We start from the raw sequence: 15149 nt of genomic DNA on the forward strand, positions 1-15149 counted from the left end.
CCCAAGCCAACGATTCACGCCGTATTCGCGGAAATCGAGCAGGCTTCGCACACGAATAGCGATGCCAAAAGTGTGTATGACAAAATCAAAATCTATTTCATCGGAATTTACGATGATATCTTCCAAATCGAAGAATCTTCCAACTTTGAGCATCAGGCCCCTCTTGTGGTGTACCGGGTCGGTTCAGGGGAAGAAGATGAATCCAAGAAAGATGAATCGGCCAAGCAGGCTCAGATTAAGATGTCGATGGCCTTTGAACAGGTCAATGCCAGCATTCATTTGCTTAAAATCGCCGGTGCAGATTTTTCAGCGGTCCTGGTGGATGAAGGTCAGCGGCAACTGCAGAATCCGGAGCTGCGCAGTTACGTGTTTAGCTGGTACACAGCTATTCGCAAGCAAAATGGCATGATGATTCTGGCAGGCAATTCCCCGGCCATTATGCTGGATACCGCCAAAGGCGTGGGGATGTGGGAAAACACCAGTGTTCGCGTCTATTTCTACATGGAGCAATCTGCTGTGCGTTTACTATCCTCCCATGCGGATCTCCCCATCGAAATTCAGGATCTGATCACCCAGAACGAAGGGACGCAGCGCTATATTCTGGAGAACCACAAACGGTACGATGAACTGATTATGCATGTCCCTCCGGAAGAACATGTCCTGTACAAAACGCGGGGACTGAAAACTGCGGGATAAGGGGGGTTACCGGTGGATGTCGTCAAAAAAGCCAAGGATATCAAGAAAACGATAGCACTGATTTCGGCACTGGGTTCTCCAGGAATCGGATTGGTGCTTCTGTTCTTTATACTGGCAGCGCTGATTATCCTGCTCGTGTTCTTACCCTTTATGATTTTTACCGATGCGGATAGTTATAAGACGCAGCCTGCAGGCGAGTATAGTTGGCTGGCCCCAGTGCAATTGGATGTAGACGGCTCCGGGTATACCTGGCCGGTGCCTACGATTAGCCGGGTGTCGTCTCCTTTTGCGATGCGGGATTTGTTCGGTTCCACAAGAATGCACAAGGGGATCGATATCGCCAATGGAGCGGCGAAGACGGAGCTGCAGCCGATTTACGCGATGGCTGCTGGCACGGTAACCCACGCCGGTGCAGCCAGTGGATATGGACAGGCCATTTACATTGATCACGGCGGCGGGCTGGTTAGTAAATACGGTCACTTGGAGGCGCTAATGAATGTTCGCACCGGTGAGGCGGTAACCAAAGGTCAATTGATTGGCCAAATTGGCAGAGGACAAGTCGGGCGATCCACCGGATCACATCTGCATTTTCAAGTGGAAATGAACGGAGAGGCAGTTGATCCACTAGGGTTTGTGCAGGTGCCGGGATCGGGAACATCTGTTGGAACCGCACCAGTAGAACTGAGCTATCAACCCTTAAATATAGATTACGTCTTCGGCTTCCTTGACAAAAGGAAATCAGCCCTCGCAGATCGAGGTCTGCTGAACCTGATTGACCAGGCAGGCAGAGAGAAAAATATTTCCCCCTATCTGCTCATTGCGATCACAGGGCAGGAGCAATCCTTTGTGCCAAGGAAGCATAATCAGGCCTCTCAGATCATTAAGAATCCCTGGAATGTGTTCGGCTGTTGGTGTAAAGGAAAGGGGGCGACATTAACTACTGGCGAGTCAGCCGCCATAGCCGCCAATACGATCATAAAGCTATCGCAGGATCGCCCAGCCGGACGCGATCCAATCCAGTGGCTATCTGCGAAGGATAATCCCAGGGGGTATTATGCCGAGCACAACGGGTGGTGGATTGGCGTGTCCAAGTATTTCAAATTGCTCGTAGCGGGGGGAGGGTGAAGGGTGAACTTAACGGTTGTCGTTATCGCTTTGATGTTATGGATTGTTTACAAGAAAGGGAGTAATGGACTCCCGTCTTGGCTGGTAAAAACAATCGGTGTTTTTTTGATCATCATGCTGATTCGTAATTTAGGGGAAGTCTATCAATTTGTATTTGTGGAGTCGGATGCCTGGTGGCCTCTGGTTAAGGAAAATGGGGCGCGTTTCTCGGAAAACTTGAGAAGCTTGCTCCGGAAAATGATGGAAGGAGGAGCTGAATCATGAGCGTACCGGAGTCACAGCCAAAGGAGACATTCTCCCAATTTGTAAACCGTATCACACTCACGGCAGCCCTGCTAAGCGGCGGGGCTTTACTGTTTGACGTAGCGGAGTTGAACGCGGTATCGCTTCAGATCTTTCGCTACTCCGTTACACTGTGGGTTGTATTGGTGGCTTTGCCGAATGGCGCACAGTGGATATGGAAGCACAAATTGAAGGTTGTTGCAGGCTTCGTCATAGCGAAGCAGATATTGCGAGAACGAGAGTGGAGATGGAGTCCGTCAAGCGCCGGTTCATCCGAAGGGAAGCTTGCTGCGGGAGGGACTATTGGATCAATTTCGGAAGTTCCGGATGGAAAGATGAATGAACCGATGAAACCGGGAGCGACTCTCCCAGCGGAAAGCGGCCCTTATGCGCTGTTCCCACCGAATCCCCGGCCACATTCCTCGTCTCTACTTTCTCCAGGTCAGGCAGCTGAGCTCATTTTCAATACGGTGCAATTGGCAGGACTCAAAATGGATGAACCCCCTGAAATTTTGTCCATCGATGCCGGTCCTACCTTGCAGACCATATCATTTCGCCTCCCAGCCCGGCTGCAGCTGAGTGATCTGGTGAAAAAGAGGGATGATCTGGCTAACCATATTGGACATGACCGTAGTTTCGAAGTCACTTCGTCCACTCATCCCAGTGCGGCTGCCTTTGTACTACCGCATGAGGAACGGGCGTTTGTCTACATGCGAGATATGACGCGGGATCTGATTGCTTTTGCAGAGAACGCTCAACTCCCCATGGTGTTTGGCAAGGATATGGAAGGCAAGCCGCTGCTGGTGGATTTAACCGATTTGCCGCATCTCCTAGTGGCCGGGGCCACCGGATCGGGGAAGTCCGTTTTTATCAATGGGTTACTCACTTCGCTAGCGACTGCGCGTTCTCCTCAGCAGGTACAGTTTCTGCTGATCGATCCGAAGATGGTGGAGTTCACGATGTACACCGGCTTGCCGCATCTGATCTCGCCGCCGGTTACTGATCCGAAGCGTGCTTCGCTGATGCTCAAAAAGCTTGTCGTGGAGATGGAAAATCGGTACCAGCGTTTTGCTGCAGCAGGCGTACGTAACTTGCTGCAGTATAACCGTAATCATCCCCAGGAACAGATGCCACACATTGTTACAGTGATTGATGAATATGCTGACTTAATGGTGATTGCCCGCGCTGATGTAGAGGAGACCGTACAGCGACTAACCAAATGGGGCGAGCTGCCGGACTTCACTTGATCTTGGGGACCCAGCGTCCCAGTGTGGATGTCGTAACCGGTGTCATTAAATCTAATCTGCCCTCACGGGTGGCCTCTCATTTGCTCAGTGTCTACGATTTCAAGACTATCATGGACACTGGTGGCCCTCATCTGCTCGGTGGCGGGGACGGCATTTGCATGCTGAAAGGGGGGAGGCAGAAGCGATTCCAGTCAGCAGCGATCAGTGCGGATGATGATGAGACGACTCGTTATATAGAGGATCTGAAGCGCTATTGGCAAAATGAAGTAAGGCTGCGAAAAGAAGATCCGGAAGTGGAGGCGACCGCAGCGATGAAAGTCCCACTCCAACTATCCAAGGAAGAGGAGGAGGAACCCTTAGCAGGGGAAACTGAGGAATGGGTTCCTGAGAGTATAGATGTAACCCAGGAGTGGACAGATCCTGGGGAGGAGGACGTGCCGTCCATGAATGAAAGTGTGTACGAACAGGTTATCCGATTGGCACGTGAGCATAACGGTGTATCCGGTAGGCTGTTGCAGCAAGGAAGGCGATGCACGCACCCCGGCTATTCTCTAAGAAGTGGAAGAAGAAATATCCATTCAACGCACTGTGTCTGACTACTTATATAGTTATAAGATGATAGAGATGGGATTTTGCAAAGCGAGAAGAAAAATAAAGATGATTATCCGATTTCTTGAATCTTTATTTGTTAAATTAGTGGTTTTACAAATAATTTACATTAATCAATGTTATGTATAACACAATTAGATTATTGTATCTTAATATTCACTAAGATTGAAAGTGGATAATTCAGGAATATAAAGGAGCTATAGAATTATTGATCCAGTTGTTGACGATTTAAGGAGATAACCATTTTTATTTGAGAGGTAGGTTTATGAATTGACGAACAAGCAATTATTTATAAGAATTTTAGGAACGATACTAGGAATTACTTTATTTATTTTCTTCTTATTTCAACCATACGCTGAAGGAAGCAATCAAAAATTTAAGTATAAAAGTGATATTTCTTTAGATAATCCTATTCCAAGCGATAATCGTATCAATAGTAAAATAAAACCAAATGATGTTGAAGTAGTAAGTGAAAGGACTATTAACTCAAAGGCCTATATGGGCTCTGGTAATAATAAAATAGTACGTTATTCAAATCACTCAGAGCACTATTTTAGTAATGGGAAATGGAAAGAAATAAATACAAATTTCAAGAAAAAAATTACAAGCGACTCTATAGGTGTGATGGATGAAAACAATTATAAAGTAGAAATAATGAAGAATTATCCAGGTGTCAAAATTAAAAGGGATTCCTTTTCAATCAAGTATGAACCTGTCAATATTAAGTCAGATAGCAAAGTTGTAATTAAAGATAATACAGTAACATATTCTAGCTTATGGGAATATTCTGATTTAATTTATTCAGTGACTAATGATTCACTTAAAATGTTTATCATAATTAATGATTCGAAGGCACAAAGTGAATTCAACTTCGATATTAAAACTCAAGGATTAAAAGCAGTTCTTAATGAAGATCAATCCATATCTTTTTTTGACTCTTATGGGAACAAAAGATTTGAAATTCCGCCTATGTGGGTGAAAGGTAGTGGTAGCCAAGTAAAGCATTTTGAAAAAATTACTATTGAATTAAATCCAACAGAAGATGGTTACAATTTAGAAATGAAACTTGATGATTCGGGGTTACAATATCCTTTAGTGATTGACCCATCAACTGTATCATTTTTTTCAACTGATAATTCAAATAAAATTTATATAGATACTTATGATATGTATACTGATGAAATTGAAGAGATAGTATTTACCAATGATACGTTAGATCTTTCGGGTGATTCAGATGGGAGTCCCATTGACTATCCAATGAATGTTTATTTCGCCCATCAAGACGTAGAGACGAATGGTGAGACAGTTCCATATGGTTATTATGGTTGTTGTTCACCAGAACCAGGGATTGACGGTGTAGCGGCAACTAAAGTAGGACGAACAGCTGTCTTTATGGGGAGTCATCAATCTGCAAACGAACTAGTATTAAATTCTGAAGATATTAGTAAATTGTTTAGCGATAGAGAAAGAATCTCTGGTGTGGCCTTTTGGGTGCCTGAATTAAAAAACGATTATGAAATGTATAATTATGTATATATAACATATAACCCTTCATTAGTAAACCCACCTATCATTACCAAAACAGGATATGAAAATGGAAAGTTATCTTGGGAGTATTGGGATAGAGATGGAATTAATACTCAAGCTAAATATAAAGTTGTTATATATGATAGCTCTGAAAAGAAAATTATAGATACTGGTTACGTAAATTCGAATAACAAATATTATTTAATGCCGTTCAAACCAAAGGATGGTGTTTATCAGTGGAATCTTACTGTAGTGGACGATACTGGAGAAATAGATACTAAAAGTAGTGAGTTTTTGTATGGTATTGATTCGATAGCACCAACGATCCCTGAGAATTTAAAAATATTAAGTAATACAAAAAGTTCTATTTCTTTATCTTGGAGTGCATCCACGGACAATTTTGGTGTAGCGAGTTACAGTGTTTTATTAAATGGAGCTCTAATTGAAACACTGCCCTCTACAACTCTTCAATATACAGTAAATAATCTTAAAGAAGGTTATGTCCATACAATAACCATAAGGGCTAATGATAGATCAGGGAATTACTCCTCTGCTCAAATAAAGTATGAGATTGATTCAAAGGCACCAACGATCCCTGAGAATTTAAAAATATTAAGTAATACAAAAAGTTCTGTTTCTTTATCCTGGAGTGCATCCACGGACAATATTGGAGTAGTGAGTTACAGTGTTTTATTAAATGGAGCCCTAATTGAAACACTGCCCCCTACAACTCTTCAATATACAGTAAATAATCTTAAAGAAGGTTATGTCCATACAATAACCATAAGGGCTAATGATAGATCAGGGAATTACTCCTCTGCTCAAATAAAGTATGAGATTGATTCGAAAGGGCCAACGATCCCTGAGAACTTAAAAATATTAAGTAATACAAAAAGTTCTGTTTCTTTATCCTGGAGCGCATCCACGGACAATATTGGTGTAGTGAGTTACAGTGTTTTATTAAATGGAGCCCTAATTGAGACACTGCCCCCTACAACTCTTCAATATACAGTAAATAATCTTAAAGAAGGTTATGTTCATACAATAACCATAAGGGCTAATGATAAATCAGGAAATTATTCATTCGCTCAAATAAAAATACCATTTGGGAAATTAGTGTATAGGTATGACGCCCGCAATAGACTGGATCACATAGAGTTTCAGTCAACAGGTAATATATATATAGATTATATCTATGATTTAAATGGGAATTTAGTTAAGAAAATTTTTAATGAATAGATTACTGAGAATATTAGGCCAGCATCTGCTAACACAGTCAGCGTATGTATCAAGACGCCTTTCCCGCAGAGAACGAACGTTTGCTCGAGTAGACATGGCACCAAGACACGACTTCTCTGGTGCTGGGCATCTACGACTGTGCGATCAAAAGGGGAGTCCCTAAGGGGATATAGCAGGTACATTTTCCTACATGAACGCACATGGTGATCAAGATGCCTGGAAAGGAACGGTGGTGTATTCCAAGCATTCCAAGACTGGCAGATATATCACTCATATTTACTCCAATGCCACCTTTCTTGGAGCTTGGGATTATGATGTGACCCATTCAACTCTAGTAAAGGCACCTACCACTGCAAAGATCAGCAGCGGATATTATGACATATCTATTGAAGGAGTACCTTCGAATGTAACGTTAGTGGAGTTCCCGGCGTGGACATTAAATAATGGACAAGATGACATAGAGTGGATTCGAGGAGAACGTGTAAGCTCTAACAAATGGCAAGCGAGGATTTCGTTCAACAAGCACAACAATGAATCTGGGGTTTATGCCACTCATATCTATGCTCATGATGCATATGGGAACAGTCTTGGTATCGGTGGCGCTAATGTGAATGTTGGGAATTAGGACCCGTGCGTCCTTCTACTTATGGAGTGTATAACCAGTCAACCAGCTAATAATTAATAGGAGAGATGAATTTGAAATCCAATACATTAAGATTCAAGTTATTTATTATTTTCTTGTGCCTTGCTATTGTCCTACCCAATCTATCAACAGATTACTCACTTCCAACTGTACAAGCGCAAGAGAGTGGACAGCCAGCGAATTCATTGACATCACTTTTAGAGGAACCTAAAGAACCTTCAGCTTCCTCCTCTTACCCTGCACCGGATGTGAATTACGAGCCCCAGATTACTCATGAATATTTGCTTGATGAAGATTTGAACCGAAATAATCTCAGCAGAGCATTAAATCAAAAGATATTGGAAGTGCCGGAAGTTACATGGGAAACCAAGGTTGAAGTCATCAAACAAAAATATGCAAAGTCTCAAGCAAGAGCACGAGGACTCATGTCTACATCTGCCAAGCTTGAACCTATTGCGCTATCTACAGAAGACATTAAGAAATTAATGGAGCTCGGAGCCAATATCGAAGATATATATGAATTGGCTTATTTAAGCAGCGAACAACAGATGGAACCCTTCGAGCTATACCAGAAAAAAGTAGAATATAAGGGTTCATGGGATTTGTTTAGACAATCTTTACCTACTTCGGATCTTGCTAGAGTAACGGAAACCGTTTATAGCACAGATCTGGCCCCTCTGCCTATCCAAGAACTAAGCGTAGCAGACAGCGTGTATTCCGTAACTCAAACGGTCTATGATCAACTTCTGGGAAAAAGATTTAAAGGTACGATCCTCACTTCACTAGACTATAATATCAGCAGTGTGTTTAACGATTTTCAGATGGAAGTGATTAATCAGACCGCTAAGCCACAGTTCTCAGATCGGTCATTATCCAGCGAGACGGTAGATCCCTCTTCAGGATCGCTTACTTGGAAAGATACCCAGATCAGTCTGCCGGGCAGAGATGGACTGGATCTCAACATCGGAGTGATGTTTAATGCTAATCAGGCCCAGCTCATCGACCCCCAGGTTGGGGCGTATAATTTCAACAATAGAAGATATGATCTGGGTACGGGGTGGAGTTTCCGCTTCCCCTCGGTAGAGAGAGATAATTATGGAAATATCTCGTATCATGATGGTCAAGGTGCAATCTATAATGTTACGGATTTTTCAGAGAATGAATTGGAGAACTATACCCATCTTAAAGGCTACAAAGGCAAAGATATGCGTTTCGTTTTCGATGCTGCCCAAACCTTTAACAGCGGCCAGTACGGGTCCGATTATTATCTGGAATATGCAGATGGGAAAAGAGAATATTTTGGTGGATATGACAATGTCCTGCTGGGTATCAAAGACCGTTTCGGTAACGTAATCACCTTCAAATACGAAGGTAAACCTTCAGATCATGGAGCTCAGCTCTTGTTGTCCGAAATCAATGACAGTTTGGGACGAAAAGTGCTTTTTGAGTATGATTACATCAAGAACGCCAGACTGGAGCGGAATCAGGAAACGCCTGAAGAACGGATTACGGTCACCGTTCTGAAGGCTTCGGGAGAAAAAAGTGAGCATGTCACCTATACCCGAAAACGAGTGACCTATGCCCTGTCACGAGTCTACCCAGGTGGCTATGCTGACCTCACGTACCCGGGAATCGCAGTCCCGGTATTAACGTCGATTACCCGCCAAAACGGAGAAAAGACGCAATTTTCACACAGTGTAGGTAATTTCTTTTATAACACGCAACTGAAGGAGTTTAAACCTTGGGATTCCTATACGGAGGACACCGCTTACATTAAATTATTGGAGGTGAAGTACCCTCACTCTCTGACCAAATATAACTATGAATATGGGAAGCGGAATTATGGTTATTACGGGGCCATGGTCACTGAATATGTAAGCTCACGCTATGACCAAATCATTAAATCCGGTGCGTTTACCGGTGAATACAATAAGGTGGAGTATAGCAGAAATGGAAGTTATGATGCTTACCCTGTGTATTATGAACAAGGGAAGTATCCGGCTGAATTCACGTATTCCACGGCTGCCAGTCAAAAGACGTCAAGTGGAAATATAGATACCAAGTACACCTTTAATGGGAAGGGGCAACTGCTCTCTACAGAGCAAACGGCCCGAAATGGCGAAAAGACAGTGATACGAAATTCGGCGTTTCACCCTCTGTACTCCCAATCGCCAACCCTAAGTGAAAGTCTGGACTTTGGAGCTGGAGATAATGACAGCACAGCCAATAAGCTCTACTCTGACTTTACCTACGATGAGTGGGGGAACATCGCCAGCGCCACCCAGCCGCTAACCGAGAGTCAGCGAAACAACCCGGGACTCAAACAGAAATATACGACAAGCTATAGTTATGAGCCCAACTTCAGGTTTATATCCGGTAAATCCTGGTATCAGAATGAGAACGATGCAGCACCAAGCTCAGAAAGCTATACGTATACTGCTCAAGGCCGGGTTAATAGCTTTACTAACCCGCTGGGTGAGGTCAGCAGCTACACTTATGAGAATGCCCCAGATGGTTCAGGTAAACTCCACCGAATCACCGAAACCAAAACGTCTGCAGGACAGTTGGTTGCTAAAACGGTTACTGTTCTTGGTGCTGAAACAGGATATGCGTATCCTACGGAGCAGCAGCAATACTTCAATGTGAATCAACCGAACGAGCAAGCTGTAAGAAAGACTATCCGTTATGACATGGCCAGTGGACGGGTGTTGGAAGAAAGAGATGGAAATGATCGCGTCACCGCTTACCAATACGATGCGTTAGGGAGAACCCAGAAAGTTACGTATCCAAACACAACAAATGATCTCGGTGTCATCTATAGCGAAGTCGACGAAATTAATTATTATAATAATACTGGACATCATGAATTCGATGCCGAGAATGCAGGCACATCAACTCTCAAAGTAGATACTGTAAAGACTATTACCCAAGTATCTACAGGGGCAAATATTAAAACCTATCGCAATACACTATATAATGGTTTCGGTTTAGCTTTAATGGAAGAGCAGTGGGACGAGTATTCGGGAAAATGGACGCACAGTGAATATCATTATGACAACTATGGCCGGCCGATCTATGCAGCAGATCCGGCTGGAAATATTACTACGGTCGGTTATGATGCTTGGGGCAGACAGAATCGGGCGGTTGACCCCTTTGGAAATATCTATGTCTCAGACAGCAGTCTGAAACAACGCCATAGTATTAGTTATCTGATCGATGTTCGAACGAACGAGAAGCTGAATTATGTGGAAGAATATAACGATCAATGGGGAAATCAAACCTCTAAACGAACCTTTAAGACCTGGCCCCAGACTTCAGCGCCGATCGGCGAATCGTATCGGTACGATCTGTTAGGGAATGTCACGGCCTATACGGATCCGAATCAGAACCTGAATAATGAAGGGGTGACGATCAGTTACCGGTATGACCGATTAAACCGTCTGATTTCACTCAAGGATGCGTTAAACCAAACAAGCGCCTATGGGTATGATGGCAACGGTCAAATCATCAGTTCGACTATTCAGGCAGCAGGTGGCAGTCCGCAAACAATAAATACCAAAACCTATAATGAATTAGGATTACAGACCATTAAAAGAGATGCGGCATCTCTAAATGAAACCCAGCACTACAACAACCTGGGATTAGTGCAACAAAAGACGGATCGAATGGGGACGGTTTCGGACTATCGTTATGATGAGCGGAGTCAGCTGAAGAGCGCCAGCTATAAGGGAACTGTTAATGGAGTCGCGCAAACGCAAGAGAAGCGCCTTATCTTTGGTGATGGCGGTCCGCGTTATCAGACTTCGCAGACCTACATGAACGGGGGACAATCGGCAAGTCGTACCTTGTATATCGATAGTTTCGGACGTGCTCGCCAAAAGACGGAGAGAGTAGGGAGTCATAGTTCCATCATTCGGACCGGATATAATATTCTGGGGCAGGTTACCGAAGTAAATGATGACTATCTGGCGTTTAATACACAGTATAAGTACAATAAGCTGCGTCTCGACCAAGTTCAAACCAATGGCAATGGCGTAGTTAATAACAGCGCAGCCGTAAATGTTCAGTATCAGTATACCGGTTCTGGACAAGTGGCAAGCCTCACCTATCCGACTTTGACAGATAGCAGTCTCTTAAAGACCGAATACCAATACAAGAAGGCACTGGGCTGGGTCGAAAGTGTGACCAACTGGAAGGGTAGCACCGTGTTATCCAAGTCGGAATATGAGTATGACAATAACGGGAATATCACCAAATCGATCGAGACGAGAAAGGATCAAGCGACGGAAACGAGCAGTTATACGTATGATGCGTTAAACCGGCTACTCATTGTCACCCGAGCGGATGGCAGCCGAGAAGCGTATACCTATGATTTAAGAGGGAATCGATTAACGCTGGAGAGTAAAACCTCTATAGAGGCAGCTTTTGCAGAAACCACGTATGGGTATGATCTGCTTAATACATTAACGACACTCAGCCAAGGCGGCAAGACGACCCACTTCACGTATTATGCAGATGGGCTGCGGTTCAAAAAAGTGACAGGGAACAGTCAAACCCAATACAACTACAACTTGAACGGAGAAGTCATTACCGAAGAGAAAAATAGCGGGCAGAAAGCCAATTATGTACGAGGCGACCGGGTACTGGTGAAAAAAGACAAAACGGCGGGAAAGGATTATTATTATCTGTACAATGGTCACGGAGATGTGGTACAGATTGTAGATACGAGCGGTAAGCCGGTGAATACGTATTCGTATGATGTATGGGGTAACATTACCAACCAAACCGAAGGGATTTCGAATCCGTTTAAGTATACGGGCGAAATCTATGATGAAGAGACTGGGCTTTACTATCTACGGGCACGGTATTATGATCCGAGTATGGGACGGTTTTTGAATGAGGATACGGTTGAAGGGCAGATTACGAACCCCTTATCGTTAAACCTGTATACTTATGTAGGTAATAATCCGCTCATCTATGTAGACCCAAGTGGGAATGTGTGGAAATGGGTTGGAGACGGTTGGAAGATGGTGAAGTCAGCGGCTGTCGCTGTGGCAAATTTTATGGTCGTTGACGATATTCGGACGATTATCGATCCGAATGCCTCAACGTTCGATAAATCGCTCGCTATTGCAGGTTTCATCCCCGTAGGTAAATTTATTAAGGGCGGTAAAATAGTTGTAAAGCTGATTAGCAAGGAAGGTAAAGTAATTGAGAGAGCAGTTGAAAAAACGGTAAAAAATGAAAAGGCGATCGCTAAAGCGTTAGGGTGTAATTGTTTTACAGCAGGAACGAAGGTGCAAACAGAGGATGGGGAGAAACCTATCGAGGAAATCGAGGTAGGGGATAAGGTTCTATCCAAGTCTGATGTAACCGGAGAAGTGGAATACAAAGAAGTAGTACAGCTGTTCCAAAAGCAGGCTGATGAAATTTATTACGTCCATATCGGTGATGAAGTCATTGAGACAACTGGATTGCATCCATTCTGGTTAGATGGAAAAGGTTGGACGCTTGTACAATATTTAAAGGTTGGAGAATTGCTTGTTTCAAGTAATGGTACTAAACTTGCAATAGACAAGATTGAGAAAGCGCCGAGACAAGCAACTGTTTACAACTTCATGGTCGCCGATTATCATTCTTACTTTATATCTAATCTTGGGATTTGGGTGCATAATTGTACCATTATCACCGCAGGCAAGAACTTCAAAGACCATTTTATTCGACACAAGGGCATTTTGGAAAATGCTCTTGGAACAAAGTACGCAAAATATAAGACACACGGTGACGCATTTCTGAATGATATTGGAAAAATAATTGATGATGGAACTGTAAAGTTAGTCGGTAAGGGTACTTTGAAAAAAGATGGTGAAGTGTTAAATATTTATAAAGGCAATGGGATGACAGTAGCCACTAAAGCAAATGGAGAGTTTGTTACTTTAATAGAGTCAGGTAAGGGTATGGACTTAAATATTCAATTTAAATAAAGGAGAGGTTATATGCTCGAAGAACTTGTTGATCTCTTTAAGAGTGACTCTATCCAAGATATTTACTTGCTTGGTTTTGTAGATATTGAAGATGGAGTAGGGGACTTTTGTCCTGATATGCGATATTATTATTTTGAAGTGGGCGAGCAGTATATCGAATTTGAATCAATTAATCAGTACTCAAGACTAAGTGTTAAGATAGTTGATTCGATACGCTATCAATTTGAAATTGATGAAGATATGTTGCCGTGTAAGACGTCAGTAAGTCAAATTATATTGATTGACTCGATGTCTGCCAAAAATACTGTTAAAAGCATCGTTATTAACGGCATAGATTTTAAAAATAAAGAACAAATTATCTGTCACAACCTTCAGTTGAACTTGGAGAATGGGCAAGAATTGTTCATCGACCCATCTTTTTATTATGGGTTAAACATCGGTGGGGCAGAACAACGGAAGTTTTGGATAGAGAACCTTGCAGATGGCATAAAACCTGATGAAATAGTAATCGAAGTTTAAGTTTGCTTTTTTTGTGTAGAGCCTTGAGGGATAATTTCCTTCAAGGTTTTTCTTTACCCCCACCCAGTGCCGAATGATTGAGTGGCTAATTCCAATAGAACTTATCCCTCATCACCCTGGTGTGATATTCCTCTAATATGAAGTGCGCAGATGGCGTAAAATAGTTTGTGTAAGGACCGGAGTCTAGTAAATGACAAAAAAGTAGGGTATCCTTGGGATTGCGAAGTCACCAAGAAAAGGAGCCCTACTCAATGACCAGTATACAACAAAACCCGTTCCAGGATCTACTCGAAAATATCATCCAAAGTTTTCTGAAAGAAAAGATTGAACTCATGCTCCGCGAAGAAATCAAAAAAATATTTAGGTGTCGAACATCCGGAAGACTCCAATACTCGCAACGGATATTACACTCGCACCTGGGAAACACGCCACGGCCTGATCCAGACCTGAACGTCCCGCGGGATCGGCAAGGTCAATTCCAAACGGAGCTCTTTGAGCCCTACCAGCGCCGGCTTGAAGACACGGTCATTCACATGTATAAAGGCGGCATGAGCACCCGGGATATCGCTTCGTTTATCGAAAAAATGTTCGGAACCTCGTACTCGCCAACCACCATGAGCAACATCACCGGCACGGTGCTGGAGGATGTGGCCGCCTGGCAAAACCGTCCGCTCTCTAAGCGCTATTCCGTCATCTATCTGGATGGCATGTACGTCAAACTGAAGCGCCAAACCGTGGCCAGTGAAGCCATCTACATCGCGATGGGGATCGATGAAGACGGGCACCGGGAAATTCTCAGCTTCAGCATTGGCGGCAAGGAAAGCGTATCCTGTCTGCCGTGGTAACCATTGTTATGGCGTTGTCAAACAATGCATTCGTGGTTAATGGTGACAATGTGCGGTCCGTTGATATTTAACGGAGGATATTACTATTTGAAGGACAAAAGTGAGCCAGGAATTTTAATGGTGATTATTGGATTTGCTATATTGGTATTAGTCGTGGCTAAATTCCCTTTTTAGGAGTGATCGTGTTGAGCAATGCATACAAAGTCCTAAAGACAGATGCAGAATCTCTAACAGCTGCTTTGGCTCAGTCCCAGGTGTTTATCGTTGAACGCCGTGGTGATCTGGCTGGGTGTGCGATTGAATGTGGAGGTCCAGTCCGGAAATGGAGTCTACAGAGTGTAAAGGTTGCTGATGCTTATTACATGAGAAGTGAATTTCAATTTAGGATGGATTTAGCATAAGTACTCGGGATTCTTTGGTGAGGTAATGCAGG

The 15149-nt window shown here is 43.3% G+C and carries 10 protein-coding genes; all 10 read left to right on the top strand.

The window, feature by feature from the left end:
- Positions 1 to 72 precede the first annotated feature (72 nt).
- The 10 genes from B9T62_RS05240 to B9T62_RS05285 all read left to right on the top strand — a co-directional run bounded on the left by B9T62_RS05240 (position 73) and on the right by B9T62_RS05285 (position 14716).
- Entirely contained in the window at positions 73 to 696 is a 624-nt protein-coding gene (locus B9T62_RS05240) for a hypothetical protein (protein ID WP_087914296.1), read from the top strand.
- A gap of 12 nt (positions 697 to 708) precedes the next feature.
- Positions 709 to 1821 (top strand): M23 family metallopeptidase, encoded by a 1113-nt coding sequence (locus tag B9T62_RS05245; RefSeq protein ID WP_087914297.1) that lies wholly within the window; start codon positions 709 to 711, stop codon positions 1819 to 1821.
- 3 nt (positions 1822 to 1824) lie between these two features.
- A complete protein-coding gene (locus B9T62_RS05250) occupies positions 1825 to 2085 on the top strand; it encodes a hypothetical protein (protein ID WP_087914298.1) in 261 nt (86 codons plus the stop codon).
- The gene (locus tag B9T62_RS05255) at positions 2082 to 3350 is read left to right on the top strand and encodes an FtsK/SpoIIIE domain-containing protein (RefSeq protein WP_087914299.1); all 1269 of its coding nucleotides are present in this window, start codon (positions 2082 to 2084) and stop codon (positions 3348 to 3350) included. The genes B9T62_RS05250 and B9T62_RS05255 overlap by 4 nt, the downstream gene beginning before the upstream one ends.
- Complete coding sequence (locus B9T62_RS05260) at positions 3347 to 3946, top strand: FtsK/SpoIIIE domain-containing protein (protein ID WP_157685462.1); 600 nt, start codon at positions 3347 to 3349, stop codon at positions 3944 to 3946. Before B9T62_RS05255 ends, B9T62_RS05260 begins: the two co-directional genes overlap by 4 nt.
- A gap of 283 nt (positions 3947 to 4229) precedes the next feature.
- Positions 4230 to 6725, top strand: a complete 2496-nt coding sequence (locus tag B9T62_RS05265) for a fibronectin type III domain-containing protein (RefSeq protein ID WP_087914301.1) — start codon at positions 4230 to 4232, stop codon at positions 6723 to 6725.
- Between the two features lie 190 nt (positions 6726 to 6915).
- Positions 6916 to 7350: a GBS Bsp-like repeat-containing protein gene (locus tag B9T62_RS05270; RefSeq protein WP_087914302.1), complete on the top strand. Its 435-nt coding sequence runs from the start codon at positions 6916 to 6918 to the stop codon at positions 7348 to 7350.
- Between the two features lie 71 nt (positions 7351 to 7421).
- On the top strand, positions 7422 to 13352 hold the full coding sequence (locus B9T62_RS05275; RefSeq protein WP_169834332.1) for a polymorphic toxin-type HINT domain-containing protein: 5931 nt from the start codon (positions 7422 to 7424) through the stop codon (positions 13350 to 13352).
- 12 nt (positions 13353 to 13364) lie between these two features.
- Positions 13365 to 13871: a hypothetical protein gene (locus B9T62_RS05280; protein ID WP_087914304.1), complete on the top strand. Its 507-nt coding sequence runs from the start codon at positions 13365 to 13367 to the stop codon at positions 13869 to 13871.
- Between the two features lie 251 nt (positions 13872 to 14122).
- Positions 14123 to 14716, top strand: coding sequence for an IS256 family transposase (locus tag B9T62_RS05285; protein WP_087914305.1), 594 nt, complete (start codon positions 14123 to 14125; stop codon positions 14714 to 14716).
- Positions 14717 to 15149: the final 433 nt, after the last annotated feature.

Source organism: Paenibacillus donghaensis, assembly GCF_002192415.1.
Classification (GTDB): domain Bacteria; phylum Bacillota; class Bacilli; order Paenibacillales; family Paenibacillaceae; genus Paenibacillus_AQ; species Paenibacillus_AQ donghaensis.